General features: G+C 61.7%; 14 protein-coding genes. 10 read left to right on the plus strand and 4 right to left on the minus strand.

The window, feature by feature from the left end; translation table 11 throughout:
- The first annotated feature begins 11 nt into the window (after positions 1 to 11).
- From MHX65_RS00535 to mobA, 3 genes are read left to right on the plus strand one after another with little or no spacing between them, the layout of a single operon-like run.
- Positions 12 to 1,217, plus strand: a complete 1,206-nt coding sequence (locus MHX65_RS00535) for a molybdopterin molybdotransferase MoeA (RefSeq protein ID WP_239267766.1) — start codon at positions 12 to 14, stop codon at positions 1,215 to 1,217.
- 15 nt (positions 1,218 to 1,232) lie between these two features.
- Positions 1,233 to 1,712 (plus strand): cyclic pyranopterin monophosphate synthase MoaC, encoded by a 480-nt coding sequence (moaC, locus tag MHX65_RS00540; protein WP_239267767.1) that lies wholly within the window; start codon positions 1,233 to 1,235, stop codon positions 1,710 to 1,712.
- Positions 1,712 to 2,287 (plus strand): molybdenum cofactor guanylyltransferase, encoded by a 576-nt coding sequence (gene mobA / locus MHX65_RS00545; protein ID WP_239267769.1) that lies wholly within the window; start codon positions 1,712 to 1,714, stop codon positions 2,285 to 2,287. The genes moaC and mobA overlap by 1 nt, the downstream gene beginning before the upstream one ends.
- A gap of 63 nt (positions 2,288 to 2,350) precedes the next feature.
- Here mobA and MHX65_RS00550 read toward each other — a convergent pair whose 3' ends face one another.
- Positions 2,351 to 2,830, minus strand: coding sequence for a molybdopterin-binding protein (locus MHX65_RS00550; RefSeq protein ID WP_239267771.1), 480 nt, complete (start codon positions 2,828 to 2,830; stop codon positions 2,351 to 2,353).
- A 228-nt stretch (positions 2,831 to 3,058) separates the two neighbouring features.
- Between MHX65_RS00550 and MHX65_RS00555 the strand changes: the two genes are divergently transcribed.
- The 5 genes from MHX65_RS00555 to narI are packed head-to-tail and all read left to right on the plus strand — an operon-like array spanning position 3,059 to position 11,358.
- On the plus strand, positions 3,059 to 4,384 hold the full coding sequence (locus MHX65_RS00555; protein ID WP_239267773.1) for a nitrate/nitrite transporter: 1,326 nt from the start codon (positions 3,059 to 3,061) through the stop codon (positions 4,382 to 4,384).
- 19 nt (positions 4,385 to 4,403) lie between these two features.
- A complete protein-coding gene (locus MHX65_RS00560; RefSeq protein WP_239267774.1) occupies positions 4,404 to 8,141 on the plus strand; it encodes a nitrate reductase subunit alpha in 3,738 nt (1,245 codons plus the stop codon).
- Positions 8,141 to 9,733 (plus strand): nitrate reductase subunit beta, encoded by a 1,593-nt coding sequence (gene narH / locus MHX65_RS00565; RefSeq protein WP_126318814.1) that lies wholly within the window; start codon positions 8,141 to 8,143, stop codon positions 9,731 to 9,733. The genes MHX65_RS00560 and narH overlap by 1 nt, the downstream gene beginning before the upstream one ends.
- A 7-nt stretch (positions 9,734 to 9,740) precedes the next feature.
- Positions 9,741 to 10,568 (plus strand): nitrate reductase molybdenum cofactor assembly chaperone, encoded by an 828-nt coding sequence (gene narJ, locus MHX65_RS00570; RefSeq protein ID WP_005280179.1) that lies wholly within the window; start codon positions 9,741 to 9,743, stop codon positions 10,566 to 10,568.
- 10 nt (positions 10,569 to 10,578) lie between these two features.
- Positions 10,579 to 11,358, plus strand: coding sequence for a respiratory nitrate reductase subunit gamma (gene narI / locus MHX65_RS00575; RefSeq protein WP_005280178.1), 780 nt, complete (start codon positions 10,579 to 10,581; stop codon positions 11,356 to 11,358).
- 403 nt (positions 11,359 to 11,761) lie between these two features.
- On the opposite strand, the gene MHX65_RS00580 is transcribed toward narI, so the two are convergent.
- Genes MHX65_RS00580 through MHX65_RS00590 form a run of 3 tightly spaced genes read right to left on the minus strand, consistent with a single transcriptional unit; the run spans position 11,762 to position 15,410 of the window.
- Entirely contained in the window at positions 11,762 to 13,144 is a 1,383-nt protein-coding gene (locus MHX65_RS00580) for a multicopper oxidase domain-containing protein (RefSeq protein ID WP_239267776.1), read from the minus strand.
- Positions 13,145 to 14,344 (minus strand): beta-carotene 15,15'-monooxygenase, encoded by a 1,200-nt coding sequence (locus tag MHX65_RS00585; RefSeq protein WP_239267778.1) that lies wholly within the window; start codon positions 14,342 to 14,344, stop codon positions 13,145 to 13,147. It abuts the gene before it with no gap.
- On the minus strand, positions 14,334 to 15,410 hold the full coding sequence (locus MHX65_RS00590; RefSeq protein ID WP_239267780.1) for a hypothetical protein: 1,077 nt from the start codon (positions 15,408 to 15,410) through the stop codon (positions 14,334 to 14,336). The genes MHX65_RS00585 and MHX65_RS00590 overlap by 11 nt, the downstream gene beginning before the upstream one ends.
- Before the next feature lie 70 nt (positions 15,411 to 15,480).
- On the opposite strand from MHX65_RS00590, the gene MHX65_RS00595 reads away from it, so the two are divergent.
- On the plus strand, positions 15,481 to 15,741 hold the full coding sequence (locus MHX65_RS00595; RefSeq protein WP_239267782.1) for a DUF2249 domain-containing protein: 261 nt from the start codon (positions 15,481 to 15,483) through the stop codon (positions 15,739 to 15,741).
- Between the two features lie 84 nt (positions 15,742 to 15,825).
- The gene (gene modA / locus MHX65_RS00600; RefSeq protein ID WP_239267784.1) at positions 15,826 to 16,587 is read left to right on the plus strand and encodes a molybdate ABC transporter substrate-binding protein; all 762 of its coding nucleotides are present in this window, start codon (positions 15,826 to 15,828) and stop codon (positions 16,585 to 16,587) included.
- Positions 16,588 to 16,590: the final 3 nt, after the last annotated feature.

Consider the following 16,590-nt stretch of genomic DNA (forward strand, 5'->3'; position numbering starts at 1 on the left):
TCTAATAATTTATGTCCGCATCGCGTTCCATTTCTGAGCACCTTTCCGCGGTTCTGGCGCTGGCGCCGGCCCCGCGCGCAGAGTCCGTTCCCGTGGGCCCAGCGCTGCGCGGCCGGGTATTGGCGGAGGATGCCACCGCGCGTTTTCCCGTCCCGCCGTTTGCCAATTCCGCGATGGATGGCTTCCTCGTCCGCGCCACTGATATTTCGGGCACGGGCCCAGGCCCGTGGACGCTGCCGGTAGCAGGCGATGTCCCCGCTGGGGCTACCGCCCAAGAAGTTCCCGCCGGCCAGGCCGTTCGCATCATGACCGGCGCGCCGGTGGGTGATGCCACTGGCTTAATCGTCGTCCCAGTAGAAGACACCACCGTCCCGCCTGGGCCCACACAGTTGCCGAGCGAGGTCACCATCACCGCCGCGCCCACAAAATCGCATATCCGCACCGCAGGCGAAGATATACAGCCAGGCATCATCGTTGCTACGGCTGGGATCACCGCGAATGCCGCCGTGATCGCAGCGCTTATTTCCACCGGAATCTATTCCGTGGAGGCTTACCGGCGCCCGCGCATCGCGGTGATTTCTTCCGGCAATGAGCTATCCCCGTATCCGGACGAGCTTTCCCCAGGGCGCCTGCCGGATTCCAATGGACCGATGCTCGCCTCCCTTGCCTACACGGAGTCCTACTCCCACGTCGGCGACGACCCCGCGGAGTTATCCCGGCTGCTTGATGAGCTCACCGAATCCCACGATCTCATCATTACCTCCGGCGGGGTATCGACCGGCGCCTTTGACGTGGTGCACGGGGTGCTGGGCACGGGCGATGATTCGTGGTTCGGGCACGTTCATCAGCGGCCGGGCGCGCCGCAGGGCATCGGCACGTGGCGGGGCGTTCCGGTGCTCTCGCTGCCGGGCAATCCGGTGGCGGCGTTCGTCGGTTTCCAGCTCTATGCCCGCCCGCTTATCGCCGCCTTATCGGGCCAGCCGCACCCGCGGGAGGCCGTCCAACTGCGCGCGGAGGTCGCGGTACCGCTGCCACCTGCACACACGCGCCCCTGTATCGTTCCGGTCACCGTCAGCTTTGCGGGAAAACCCAGGATTACTGGCGCGTTAAGCCGCGGCAGCCACCGGGTGGTCTCGCTGGCAGGTACGAATGGGTATTGCATCATCGATGGACCTGCCCCCGCCGCGGGCGAAGAGACCACCGTCTATCTGTATTAAAGAGGAGAATTTTCTATGGAGTTTACCCACCTCAATTCCGCCGGCACCGCCTACATGGTCGATGTGACCGAGAAGCAGCCAACCGTGCGCACCGCCACCGCCGAGGGCGAGGTCGCCTGTTCCCCGGAGGTCATGACCGCGCTGCGCGAGGGCACCGTACCCAAGGGCGACGTGCTGGCGGTCGCGCGCATCGCCGGCATTTCCGCGGCAAAGAAGGTTCCAGAACTCCTGCCACTCGCCCACACCATTGGCGTGCACGGCTGCGCGGTAGATCTTGAGCTTGCCGATACCCACGTGAAGATCACCGCCACCGTGCGCACCGCCGACCGCACCGGCGTGGAAATGGAGGCGCTGACCGCGGTCAACGTTGCCGCCTTAGCGCTCATTGACATGGTCAAGGGCGTTGATCGCTCCGCCTTTATCCGCCGGTGCGGCATCGTGGCGAAATCGGGCGGCCGCTCCGGCGATTGGTCTAGGACCCTCCCGGAGGCTTAATGGACGGCGCGATCATTCTGGCCGGCGGGCAATCGCGCCGCATGGGCGGGGCCGATAAGGCACAGGTGCGCGCCTTTGGCCTGCGCCTGGTGGATCGCCTGCGGCACCAGCTTCCCTATGGCATGCCGTCTATTGTTATCTCCCCGTATTACCTCGGCCTGCCGCAGGTGTGCGAGTCCCCACTTTTCGGCGGCCCCGTCGCCGGCATCGAGACCGGGGCGCGCGCACTCTCCCAGTGCGACCGCCTGGCGCTCTTCGCGGTGGATGCGCCCGATTCCCCACAGCTGCTGCCATGCCTTGATAACGCCTTAAACGCCGCGCCCACCGCCGGTGCCGCGATTACCCGCGCCGCGGATGGGTACTTACAACCGCTGTGTTCGTTGTGGCATACCGCTGCGCTCTTTGAGCGCTTGGGCGCGCTGGAGTCGACCCGCAATGTCTCCGTGCGCAGGCTTATCCGCGGCGCCGATTTCGTCGAGGTGGCCGGCACCGGCGCCGAGCGCGATTACGATACCCCTGCCGAATTGCAGGCCATTCCGCCACACCCCGCCCTTCGCGCTCACCGGCGCGGCTAATCTAGCCACACTCCACCCACCCCGTGAGCGCGAAGGGCGGGTTACGGGGAGGGGTGAGAGAGATTATTCGCCGCGGGAGCGGAAGACATCGGCAAGCAGCGGCGCAATAACCCCAAGGGCATCTGCGACGGCGCCGGTGGATGAGGCGCAATTGATGATGAGGCTGCCGCCGCCGTGGTCGGTCATGCCAATGATCCCGCGGGAGAGGCCCGCCTTGGGCGAGGACCCGAGCCCGCGCAGGAGCACCTGGGTCTCCAGGCCGTAGAGGCGGGCCTTGATATAGCGCTCGGTGACCTCTGGGGTCAGGTTCGTCGCCCCGATGCCAGTGCCGCCGATGACCACGACGATATCGGTGCCGGTATCCACGGCGGTGCGCAGCGCGTCGTCGACTGGCGTATAGCCCTCCGGCACGATGCTCGGTGGCGCGACATCGATGTCGTGGGTGCGCAGGATTTCTGCCGCTTTCTCCCCGGCGCGGTTCGGTTTTTCCCCGGACAAAATGCGGTCCGAGCTGACGATTATCTGTGCCTTCCTTTGGGGCATAAGTCTCATTCCTTTCCCATTGTGGAGTGTGGTTAATATCACATTATTCAGTTTTCGATACCAACACACTTGGGACATGGGGCTAACCTGCGATATCGGAATCGATCAAGAATTACGCAACATTTGTATGCCGTAATTAGATACGGATTTTACCGTTTTTATTTACCTGTTCGAGCATAGTCGCCGGTAAATTGAGGAGTCGAACGACCTACTACCTGTGAGGAAATCATGACTGCTCTTGATACCTCAGGCAAAGTCATCCAAGGTTGGGATCCAGAAGATTCTGACCACTGGGACTCTAAAATTGCCTGGCGCACGCTGTGGATCTCCACATTTGTCCTTATCATTGGCTTTGCCACCTGGTACCTCGTATCGGCAATTGCCCCACAGTTGAACCAGATCGGTTTCGACTTATCCCGCAGCCAGCTCTACTGGCTGACCGCCATCCCCGGATTGGCCTGCGGTATCTTCCGCCTCATCTTCATGTTCTTGCCGCCCATCCTGGGCACGCGCAAGCTCGTCTTCAGCTCGTCGCTGCTATTTATCATCCCCATGCTGGGTTGGTTCTTCGCGGTGCAAGACTCCTCCACCCCATACTGGTGGCTGCTGACCCTCGCCTTCCTCTCCGGCATCGGTGGCGGCGTGTTCTCCGGATTCATGCCCTCGACCGGTTACTTCTTCCCCAAACGCCTGTCCGGTACCGCGCTGGGTATCCAGGCCGGCATCGGTAACTTCGGTATCTCCTTTATCCAGCTGGTCGCCCCATGGCTCATGGGCTTTACCCTGCTGGGCGTGGGCTTTGTCGCCCCGCAGCGCACCGATGACGGCGAAATCTTTGTCCACAACCCCGCCATCTTCCTGGTGCCGTGGGCCATCGTCGGCGCATTCCTCGCGTGGACCCTGCTCAAGGACGTTCCCGTGAAGGCGAATTTCCGCCAACAGATGGACATCTTTGGCAATAAGAACACCTGGATTCTTACCGTCGTCTACTTCATGACCTTTGGCGCATTTTCCGGCTTCGCGGCGCAAACCGCGCTGCTTATTAACCAGATTTTCGGCGAAGGCTCCGAATTTGCCGGCACCTACGATAACCTCCCTGCCGGCGCGAGCTACGCCTTCCTGGGACCACTCATCGGCGCGCTCGTCCGCGCGCTGTGGGGCCCGCTGTGCGATAAGTTCGGCGGCGCCATCTGGACCTTCATTGGCTGCCTGGGCATGACCATCTTTACCGTCGTGGCCACCTTCTTCCTCACCCCGGACGAGCCGGATGAGGTCTGGTGGTTCCTGGGCACCATGCTCATTTTCTTCTTCTTCACTGGCCTGGGCAATGCCGGCACGTTTAAGCAGATGCCCATGATTTTGCCCAAGCGCCAAGCAGGCGGTGTCATCGGTTGGACCGGTGCCATCGGCGCCTTCGGCCCGTTTGTCGCGGGTGTCTTGCTCTCCATGATGTCTGCACCGACGTTCTTCTGGGGCTGCGCCGTCTACTTCGCCATCACCACCGTGCTGGTGTGGATCTACTACGCCCGCCCCAACGCCCCTTTCCCCGGATAATTAGGAGCTTTCATTCCCCATGACTGCATACTTCGCGCCCGAAAAAGGCAACTCAAATCCACTCTTTAAGCTCGGTGCCTACCTGCGCAAAGGCGAAGCTACCGATTCTGGTCAGCAGCTTTTCTTAAAGGGCGGCCGCCAGGCAGACGTCTTCTACCGCAACCGCTGGGCCTTCGACAAGATGGTGCGCTCCACCCACGGCGTGAACTGCACCGGTTCATGCTCGTGGAAGGTTTACGTCAAAGACGGCGTCATCACCTGGGAGTCCCAGGCGGTGGATTACCCCACCACCGGCAATGACATGCCGGAATACGAGCCCCGCGGCTGCCCGCGCGGCGCCTCCTTTTCCTGGTACACCTACTCTCCTACCCGCGTGCGCTACCCGTATGCCCGCGGCGTGCTGGTGGATATGTTCCGCGAGGAAAAGGCAAAGCACGGCGATTCCGTCCTGGCATGGCGCGCCATCCAGGAGGACCCAGAAAAGCGCAAGGCGTATATCTCCCAGCGCGGCAAGGGCGGGCTTATCCGCATCTCTTATGAAGAGGCCATCGATATCGCCTCGGCCGCGCACGTCTACACCATCCGCAAGTACGGGCCGGACCGCATCAACGGCTTTACCGTGATCCCGGCCATGTCCCAGATCTCCTATGGCGCGGGCATGCGCTTCCTGCAGACCATCGGCGGCGTCGCGCTCTCCTTCTACGACTGGTACGCCGACCTGCCCCCGGCATCGCCGCAGACCTTCGGCGACCAGACCGACGTCCCCGAATCCGGCGACTGGTACAACTCTTCCTACCTCATGATGTGGGGCTCGAATATCCCGGTCACCCGTACCCCGGACGCCCACTTCATGGTGGAATCGCGCTACAAGGGCACCAAGGTCGTCGTGGTCTCGCCCGACTTTGCCGATAACACCAAGTTCGCCGATGAGTGGGCTCGCATCGAGCCGGGCACGGATGCCGCCCTCGCCTTTGCCATGGGCCACGTGATCTTGAAGACCTTCCACGTAGACCGCCAGGAACCGTACTTCCTGAACTACATGCGCAAATACACCGACTCACCCTTCCTGGTATCCCTGGAAGACCGCGGCGACGGCACCTACACCCCGGGCAAGTTCCTCACCGCCTCGCAGCTTGCCGATGCCACCTTGAATTCCTCCCCCAACGCCACCCACCGTGGCCTGGTGATGGAGGAAGACGGGTGCATCGTTGACCCAGGCGGCACCGTGGCAGACCGCTGGGATAACGAAAGCGCCAAGTGGAACCTGGCGCTAGATAACGCCGATCCGGTCATGTCCATCGCAGAAACCGATAGCTTTGATACCGCCGAGGTGCTCTTCCCGCGCTTCGACCTGGATACCAACCCAGAGGACGTGGGAACCGATAAGCCCATTGGCGCGGGCATCGTCCACCGCGGCGTGCCAGTCCGCGAGGTCGACGGCAAGCTGGTTACCACCGTCTTCGACATCATGCTCGCCCACTACGGCGTCAACCGCGAGGATCTCCACCTGCCGGGTAGCTGGCCGAAGGACTTCCACGATTCCAGCGAAGTCGGCACCCCCGCCTGGCAGGAAGAGCTCACAGGCGTGGCCGCCGATACCGCTATCCGCATCGGCCGCGAATTCGCGCAAAACGCCGCGGATTCTAAGGGCCGTTCGCAGATCATCATGGGCGCTGGCGTCAACCACTACTTCCACGCCGATAATATCTACCGCACCTTCTTGGCACTGACCTCCATGTGCGGTACCCAGGGCGTCAATGGCGGCGGTTGGGCGCACTACGTGGGCCAGGAAAAACTTCGCCCGATCAACGGCTGGACCCAGTGGGCCATGGCCGCCGACTGGCAGCGCCCGCCGCGCCACATGATTTCCACCGGCTTCTACTACTTCGCCACCGAGCAGTATCGCTACGATAATTCGCGCGCCTCCCACTTGGGATCGCCGCTTGCTAGCCACGGTTCCATTGGGGACAAGATGGTCTCCGATACCATGGCAGAATCCATGCGCCGTGGCTGGATGCCGGCCTACCCGCAGTTCAACCGCAACTCCCTCTTCCTTGCCGATGAAGCCGATGAGGCCGGCATGGACATCAACGACTACGTGGTCCAAGAGCTAGAAAACGGCCGCCTGGAATTCTCCTATGACAACCCGTCTGCCGAGGAGAACTGGCCGCGCATCCTGCTCAACTGGCGCACCAACCTGCTCGGCTCGTCCGCCAAGGGCACCGAGTTCTTCCTGCGCCACCTGCTGGGCATCGACTCGGACGCCACCGCGGAAGAACTAGCCCCCGAAGACCGCCCACGCAGCATTAAGTGGGTGGATGAGGCACCGGAGGGCAAGTTGGATCTGATGATGACCACGGACTTCCGCAATACCTCCACCACGCTGGTCTCGGATCTCATCTTCCCGGCCGCTACCTGGTACGAAAAGCACGATATGTCCTCTACCGACATGCACCCGTACCTGCACTCGTTTAACGCGGCGATTAACCCGCCGTGGGAGGCACGCTCGGACTATGAGGTCTTCCGGGACCTGGCCGCGGCACTCTCTGATAAAGCCACCAAGTGGCTTGGCGTGCAACGCGATGTCATTACCCAGCCGAGCCACCACGACAGCCCAGACGAGCTCGGCATGCCCAATGGCATCGTCCCCGACCCCGAAGAACAGGGCCTTATCCCTGGGGTCACGATGCCGAAGCTGCATGTGGTCGAGCGCGATTACACCAAGGTCTACGAAAAGTGGGCCCACCTGGGCCCGCTTCCCGCCAAGGCCGGCACCGGCGTGCACGGCACCAAGTTCAACGTGGAAAAGCAGGTCAAAGAGCTCGAGCTTATCTGTGGCACCACGGAGACCTCGATGGGCGAGCTGGTGGACCTATCCAAGGACACCAAGGTCATCGACGCCATCCTGCACCTTTCCGGTGTCTCCAACGGCGAGCTAGCCAAGCAAGGCTTTGAGTTCCTATCCTCGCGCACCGGCAAGGATCTCACCCCGCTGGGCGCTCCCGATGAAGACGTACGCATCACGTGGGACGACATCAAGGAACGCCCGAAGGAGGTCATCACCTCCCCGGAGTGGACCGCCGATAAGCGCAATAAGCGCCGCTACACCGCCTTTTCCATCAACGTCGAGTTCGACAAGCCCTGGCACACGCTGACCGGCCGTATGCAGTACTACATCGACCACGACTGGTTCATGGACTACGGCGAAGCGCTGCCGATCTTCCGCCCACCGCTCGACCACGTCCACATGCACGGCGAATTCGCGCCGGGCACGGAATTGACCAATGACCGGGGCGAGGCCGAGGTCACCCTGCGTTACTTGACCACGCACAATAAGTGGTCCATCCATTCGCAGTACTTTGACAACCTGCACGTGCTCTCCATCTCGCGCGGTGGCCAGGTGGTCTGGATGTCCAATAAGGACGCCGAGAAAATCGGCGTGACGGACAATGACTGGGTCGAGGTATATAACCGCAACGGCGTCGTCTCCGCCCGCGCCATTGTTTCCCACCGCATTCCGGAGGGAACCATGCTGTGCAACCACGCACAGGAGCGCACCGTGGGCACACCTATCAACGAGCACACCGGCCGCCGCGGCGGCACGCACAACTCGCTGACCCGCATTTCCATCAAACCGGTGCACATCGCTGGCGGCTATGGCCAGCTGACCTACCACTTCAACTACATCGGCCCTACCGGTAATAACCGCGATGAAGTCACCCGCGTTCGCCGCCGTTCCCAGGAGGTATCCTACTAATGAAAGTCATGGCCCAAATCTCCATGATCATGAACTTGGACAAGTGCATTGGCTGCCACACCTGTTCAGTTACCTGTAAACAGGCATGGACCAACCGCGAAGGCACCGAGTACATCTGGTTCAATAACGTCGAAACCCGCCCCGGCCTCGGCTACCCGCGCACCTGGGAAGACCAGGAAAAGTGGAAGGGCGGCTGGGAGCGCACGGCGTCCGGCAAGATCAAGCCCAAGGCCGGCGGGCGCCTCAAGAAACTGGCTACCCTCTTCCACAACCCCAACCTGCCCACCATCCAGGATTACTACGAGCCCTGGACCTACCAGTACGAGGACCTGATGGGCGCCGAGGCGGGCCAGAAGACCCAGCCGACCGCCAAGCCGGTCTCCCAGATCGACGGACGGGACATCGGCAAGATTGAATGGTCCTCCAACTGGGACGATAACCTGGGTGGCTCTACTGCCACGCTTGACGATGACCCCGTTCTCCACAACATGAACCTCGAGGTCAAGAAGGAAATCGAGGACTCGTTCATGTTCTACCTGCCGCGCATTTGCGAGCACTGCATGAACCCGACCTGCGTATCCTCCTGCCCCTCCGGTGCGATGTACAAGCGCACCGAAGACGGCATCGTCTTGGTGGACCAGGACCGCTGCCGCGGCTGGCGCATGTGCGTATCCGGTTGCCCGTATAAGAAGGTCTACTTCAACCACAAGACCGGTAAGGCCGAAAAGTGCACGCTGTGCTACCCGCGCCTCGAGGTGGGCCAGCCCACGGTGTGCTCCGAGACCTGCGTGGGCCGCCTACGCTACTTGGGCGTTATCCTCTACGATGCCGACCGCGTCGCCGAGGCCGCCTCCACCGAGAATGAGCAGGACCTTTTCGAGGCACAAAAGTCGATCATGCTCGACCCCCACGACCCAGAGGTAGTCCGCGCGGCCCAGGCGGAGGGCATCCCGCACTCCTGGATCGATGCCGCGCAGCAGTCGCCGATCTACGACCTCATCTTCAAGTACGGCGTCGCTCTGCCGCTCCACCCGGAGTACCGCACGCTGCCGATGGTCTGGTACATCCCGCCGCTGTCGCCCATCGTTGACAAGGTGACCGCAACCGGCAACGACGGTGAGGACCACAAGATCCTTTTCTCGGCGCTATCGAATATGCGCATTCCGCTGGAATACTTGGCGGGCCTATTTACCGCCGGCGATACCGTCCCGGTGGAAAAGTCGCTGCGCCGGCTCGTCGCCATGCGTTCGTATATGCGCGATATCAACCTGGGCAACGAGCCGCAGGAGGAAATCGCCCAGGCAGTCGGCATGACGGGCAGGGATATGGAAGGCATGTACCGCCTGTTGTCCATCGCTAAATACGATGACCGCTACGTTATCCCCACCGCCTCGCCGGAATCCCCGCGCGGCATTACCGATTTGGATCCGTTCGGCGATGTGGACCCGGCCAAGGCCTCCGAGGACGTCTTCCACGACCTTGGCATGGGCGCGCCCGAAGCTTGCACCCACGGCGCCGAACCGCAAGGTAAGGTCTCGCTGCTCTCCTGGAGCGGCGACCGCCCCGATGCCATGTTCCCGCCGCGGAAGTAGGTTAGCCGTGAATATCTTCGATAAACTCCGCAAGCGCCAGGAATCCCTGCAGCGGCAATCTGCCCCGCAGGGTGCCGATGCCCCCGTGGCCGGGTTCGGAACTCCCGCCGGCATCGGTTCCATGGGCGGTGCCAAGGACGTCGAAAAGACGCTGCGCACCCACACCGGTCAAGTCCCGCGCGAATTCGTCACGCCTGTCGAGGTCACCGAAGACCAGCGGCGGATAGTCGCCATGGCCGTGTCCGTGCTGCTTAATTACCCAGGCGAAGACATCTTTGACCGCCTCTCCGTGGTCGAAGACCAGGTAGATGACCTGCCGCTGGCCATTGCCACCGACTTCATCAACTTCGCCGAATGGGCCCGCAGTATCGGCCCGCGCGGCTTGGAAGAGCACTACGTCGAGACCTTTGATCAACGCCGCCGCTGCGCGCTGTACCTGTCCTACTTCGCCGTCGGCGATACCCGCCAGCGCGGAATGGCCATCTTGTCCTTCCGCCAGCAATTGGAATCGCTCGGCTTCGAAATTTCGGATGAAGAACTACCCGATCACCTCTGCGTCGTCCTCGAAGCCCTCGCCATGAGCGAGGGGGACACGCACGAGCGCGCCGTCGAATTGGTAGCCAGCTACCGCGAGGGAATCGAGGTGCTGCGCGCGGCCCTCGCCCACGAGCGCTCGCCGTACGTCAGCTTGATCGTGGCGCTGTGCAAGGCCCTTCCAGAAGTCGATTCTGATACCGCGCAAAAGTACGTCGATCTCATCCGCACCGGCCCACCCGCCGAGATGGTCGGCATTGCAGACCTTCCCTTCCCCACTACCCAACCAGACCTCGTCTAGGAGCCACATCATGTTTGATAACTTCCTCTGGGGTGCCTTCCCGTGGTTAGCCATCGCGGCATTCTTCGTGGGCATCTTCTGGCGGTGGCGATCCGACCAATTCGGCTGGACCACCCACTCCTCCCAAATCTATGAATCCAAGCTGCTGCGTTTATCCTCGCCGCTCTTCCACTGGGGCATGGTTTTCGTGGTCATCGGCCACCTGATGGGCTTGGCATTCCCCAAGTCCTGGACCCAGGCCGTTGGCATCAGCGACCACGCCTACCACCTCCTGGCCACCATCCCCGGCTCCATCGCCGCACTGGCGGTCCTGCTGGGCTTTGCCGGATTGCTGTACCGCAGGCTAAAGAACCGCTCCGTATTCTTGTCCACCTCCACCTCGGACAAGGTCATGTACGCGCTGCTCGGCCTCGCGCTGGTATCGGGCTCGTTTGCCACCTTTACCCTGCAGCTTTTTGACCTCGCTGGCACCGGCGGATACGACTACCGCGAGACCATTTCCCCATGGCTGCGCCAGCTGTTGATTTTCAACATTCAGCCCGACCTCATGGCCAGCGCCCCGTGGCAATTTAAGGTCCACGTCCTCTGCGGTTTCACCATCATCGCAGTATGGCCCTTTACCCGCCTCGTCCACGCATTCTCGGCACCGGTTGGCTACGTCACCCGCCCCTACGTGGTGTACCGCTCCCGCGATGAACGCACCACCCCGATGCGCTCCAATACCGCGTGGGAGCCTATCCGCTCCAACCGGAAGCAATTGGAGGGAGAAACCCCTGGCCACGGTGCCTAGGTAGTTCCTCGGTCCTTTTCACCACCGCGCGTCGTCCAGTATTTGGATGGCCCGCGGCGGTTTCCTTATGTCTGAATCTACTCCGACGCTACCCACGCGCCCACCCCGCGCCCCCACTCGCCCTTCGCGCTCACCGGCAAAGCGGCGCGGCCGTGAAATCACCACCCGGTGAGCGCCAAGGGAAGGTGCCGATCAACCCCCGCACCCTTCGCGCTCACGAGGAAAGCGGCGCGGCCGTAGATACTTCCGCCCTGTGAGCGCCAAGGGGGAGGCTGCGATCAAAGGACCCCCGCCCTTTGCGCTCACGAGGAGAGGTGGATCTATCTCTCTACAGTGCCCTGGTGAGCGCCAAGGGCGGGGGAACGAAGTGCGCGGGAACGAAGGGCGGGGAACTAAGGCCGCTTTATTCGGTGACGACGAACTTGCCGTGCTGTCCCTTTTCCGCGTTAGTCATGATGTGGTTGACAAAGGAATACGTTCCAGGCTCGTTGAAGGTCATCTCCACGAACCCGCCTTGTGCGGGGAGCAGGTCGAGGGCTTGCGAACCGGTCTTATCCTCGTCCTTGATGAGGTAAGCACCTTCCTTATAGGCAGTATCGAATTGCTCGCCCACCACGTGGAAGCTAAGCGGCTGATCGGGGCCCACGTTCAGGATCCACAACCGGACGGTATCGCCCACCTTGGCCTTGATGGGGTCGACGTCGTACTGGCTGGGGTAGTAATTAAAGGCCATGAGGTCGAAGTCGCCATCGGCCACGCGCTGGGCGTCGGCGCCGGTCTTTTCCTCACCGAGGAATACATCGTTGGCGATGAAGTTGTACTCGGCATCTACGTCCTTGAGATCTGGTGGATCGATGATGACGTTACCGGCCATGCCGTTGGCGATGTGCAGGGACATCGGGGCGGTTGAGCAGTGATACATCCAAATGCCGGAGCGATTCGCGGTGAATTCGTAGGTTAGTTCTTCCCCGGGCTGGATGGACTTCATGTTTTCATCCGGGTTGACCTCACCGGCGTGGAAGTCGATGGAATGGGCCATGCTGCCCTCGTTCTTGATGGTGATCTTGAACTTATCGCCCACCTTGCCGCGCAGCGTCGGCCCTGGCGCCTGGCCATTAAAAAGCCATTGCATCTGCTTAACTCCTGGGGCTACCTCAACGATTTCCTCGGTCATCGACCAGGTTTCTTCGTGCGTGGTGGTATTAGCCGCCGGCGCCAGGGAGGCGTCATAGGCGCTAAAACCTTCGCGGGAGGCACCGAGTTCGGCGGCGCTCGGAACATCAACGTGCGGGTTGGATGCCCCTGCCACGGCGTGGTGGTGATCGTGCCCGCCGGTGCTTGGCGCGGAATCGTCCACGTTGACGTCAAAGGTCATACCTTGCAGGCGGTGACCGGCAATGGTGCAGTAGCCTTCGATGCTGGATTCGATGACACCGGCATCGAGCTGCACGGTATCGCCGGGATCGACGCGGCCGGTTTCGGCATCACCAATCTTTAGATCGTGGACTTGGTCCCCGGTATTGGTGAAGTTAACCACCAAGTGGGTGCCGGGATCGATATCAACGTGGTTGGGGACGAAGGCCATACCATCGACTTCTACGTCAATGGTGTGGGTTTCACCTTCGGCAACAGAGCCCGCCGGTTGAGAGTCCTTAGAGATGGTATTGACTAGGGCGAGCGCGATCACCGCGGCCAGCGCGATACCGATAAGTAACCACGAGGCCCATTGGGAGTTACCGGACTCCGGCGGCTTATCCTGTGGCTGTGGGGAAGAAACACTAAGCATTTAATTCTCCAGATTCTGTTGTTGGTAGACGGCGCGTCCCACGGCAAGCACGTTTAATGCTAAGCCTATCCCCATGAGGATAAGCCCAGCAGAAAGGGCGTTGACAAGGCTCAGCAGGGCGCCGAGGTTGATGAGGACGAGTCGGGCAAAACCGGCGCGGTCCGCGGTATCCCGGCCGTGGTGCACCTTGGCAGGACCGCCTCCCACCAGCGTGGGCAAGAGATGGTGCAAGACGCCGGTGACCAGCTGCAAAATGCCGCCGCCGATGAAGGCCGGAACCACAAACAGCGTGATGACGCGCGGGTAAGCGCCGAGCGCTGCGGCGACGGCATCGCCGGCGCACAGGGCCACCATCCACAGCAGTCCTGCGATAACGGATACCGATGCTGTGGTGAGCCGGGGGTTGCACCCCAGCACAGTGGCCAGTACCGGTTGGATGATCATAATTGCAGCTAGCACGACAAGCAGCTGGGCGATGCCCGCCGCGCGCGTCCACCCCACCGCGCCACAGACCATGGTCAGTATTAGCCCGGTGCAGTGGACGATGAGCCCGCGTGTGCACCGCATCCGCGCGGTGGGCGAAATCGCGGTATTAGACAAGGTGGGAAGCAGCGTCACGATGGTGCCCACGATGGTCAGCCACGCAAACCCCCAGACCATGCCGCGCGAGTGCGCTGCCACTAGGAAGGAATAGTTACCCACGCCATTGCCGCTTAAGATCACGAGCACCACGGAGGCGATCATGAAGATGGATGCGGCCGCATAAAACGGCACCGTCACCGCAAAGGATCCGGAAAGCGAGCCGCGCAAACGCGTATAGGTGAATACGAGCTGCCAGGCAAGGGCGGCGATGATGAGGAGGGAGGCGGCATCGGCAAGCAGGCCCCAGTCATAGCCCGCGCGATCGATCATGAGCAGGATGAGGCCCACCTGGATGAGCGCCACGCGCGCGCCCACGCCGCGGTAACCATTATTGGCGGTGCGGGTGAGCGCCTCGGTGAAATGGGTGGAAAATACGATGATGGCGGTGGTCAGCGCGCCAATGGTCAGCGGGTGGATGAGTTCCCACCACACCACGGGGGCGCCCAGGTGGCCCGCCACGTTGATGCCGATGCCGATGAGTACCCACGCGCCGATAAGCGCGGCGGTAAGGATATGCCAGCGGCTGCGGGCGGCCAGGGAGATGTCATTAATGCGCACGGTGGGCCTCCTTCACCGTCAACGTAATGCCGCAGGCGAGGAATACCAAGACGGCGGCGATGGTGGTCAGGCCACCTACCTGGTAGGCAACGGTGTGGCGGGCGACATCGGCAAGAATGCGCAGCGCCAGCCCGCCGTGCAGGACCGCTACGGGGAGAAAAAGCACCGGATGGTAGGGCAAGTGGCGGCGGATGACGGAGGTAATGATGATGGGGGCATGGGCAAAAATCATGGACATGACAAAGCCTAAAAAGATGGCGTGCACCGAGGCGTCGTAGGCAAAGCCCGAGCTTTCGCCATAAAGCAGCCAGAAATATCCGCCCAGGGCCAGCCAAAAATACCCGGCGAGCATGCAGGCTGCGGAATAGCGCGGCAGCCCGCGCGAGCGCACTAGGTTCTTCGCCACATCCACGCGCACGGTAGAAACCGCAACGCCGATAAGCGCCGCACCCATCGCGCGGTAGCCCACGGCCGGGGAAAGGATATAGACCACGCTGAGCGCCGCCAACCCCAAAACCCACAGGGTAATGCGCTTTTCCGCCTGGGTGCCGGCCATGGTGATGCGGGCAAGCTCCATGCGCTCGCCGATGATCGTCGCTACCACGTAGAGCACGCACAGCGGCATCGCCGTAGAAAAGGCCGGCTCCATGGCCCACAGCAGTGCCGCTGCTACCCCACCGATGACGCCGGTGGCCTGCACAATGATGGGCAGGGCCGGCTGGCGCCGGTGGATGGTGGCATAGATCAACCCCAGCACGATGAAGCCGGCGGCGAAGCACAAGGCCGGGACCTGCCGCGGTAAGCCTGCCACGATGCCCACGAAACCGGCTACGTGGAAGATGGGTCCTGCCCAGGCCCACCGCGTGCGCACGGCGACGGCGCGCTCTAGCCCAATGGCGCCGCCGACAAAGCCAAAGACCATCAGCGGGCCGTGATCGGCGGCGACGGAGGCTGCCGACGAAAATCCCACGCCGAGCAGGGATGCCCCGGCGGCGAGCCCAACCAGCAAGGACAGCCCCGCGCAGGCAAGGAAGAAGAAGCGGTGCGCGAGCCTATTATTTATCACGGCTTTAATCGTACTAATATTGGTGGCAAGGTAAAACCCTCGCCCCACCTCCGAAAGGATGATCCTCGCCATGGAACTTCCCATCACCGATTCCTCCCAGCAGAACTCCATCCCCACGCTCAACGCCACCGAAATCCCCCACGCCGTGCGCCACGGCGCCATCCACGGCGCTTTGGGTACGCTGAACGTGGGCCAAGCCATGGTCCTCATCGCCCCGCACAACCCGCTGCCGCTGCTCAAGGAAGTAGAAGAGCGCGCGGAGAAATTTGAGCTGTCGTACCTCAAGGAAGAAGAAAACGACTATCACATCAAGTTCACGCGAATTTCGTAACGTATTTCCTTGCAAGTCGATACGCTATGTGCTGATAACTCCATCTCTTATACCCTGTTGCCTACATAACACGGAGCATTCACTATGAATAAGAAATTTGCCGCAGCCGCCGTTGCTGCGACCGGCTTGGCGCTCTCCGCCTGCTCTCCCGATACCTCCACCACCTCCGATGCAGAGCAGACCAGCTTGAACCTCTTGGCTGCATCATCCACCCGCGTCATCAACGACGAACTAGAAAAGCGCGCTTCCGAGCTCGACACCCCGGTTGACCTCGAGTTCCAAAATGGCGGCTCTTCTGACTTGGTCAATAAGCTGAGCGAGGGCGCTCCTGCGGACCTGCTGCTTACCGCGTCCAAAAAGACCATGGACAAGGCAATCAATGACGGAACTGTGAAGGACCCGAAGGTGCTTGCCACCAACGTCATGGTGATGGTCGTACCGAAGGGCAACCCGGGCAATATCCACTCCATCGAGGATCTGCAGAACGAAGACCGCTTCGTCATCTGTGACCCGCAGGTTCCCTGCGGCGATATCTCTTCCCAGATCATCGAAGAAAACGACCTGGACGTAAAGCCCGCCTCCCAGGAGCAGCAGGTCGCTGACGTTTTGGGCAAAGTCGTCTCCGGTGAGGCCAATGCCGGCTGGGTCTACTCCACCGACGCCGCGGCCGCTGGCGATGATGTAGAGGTCATCGAGATCCCGGATGCTGATAAGTTTGCCAACCAGATCCTGGGCGCAGTCTCCGCCGAGGCTGAGCACCCAGAAGAGGCACAAAAGGTCCTCGACCTGTTGGCCGATGACTTTGATAAGACCTGGGAAGAGTACGGCTTTAACCCAGCAGATTAATCA

The organism is Corynebacterium sp. ACRPS, from assembly GCF_022346005.1.
In the GTDB taxonomy this organism is placed as follows: Bacteria; Actinomycetota; Actinomycetes; order Mycobacteriales; family Mycobacteriaceae; genus Corynebacterium.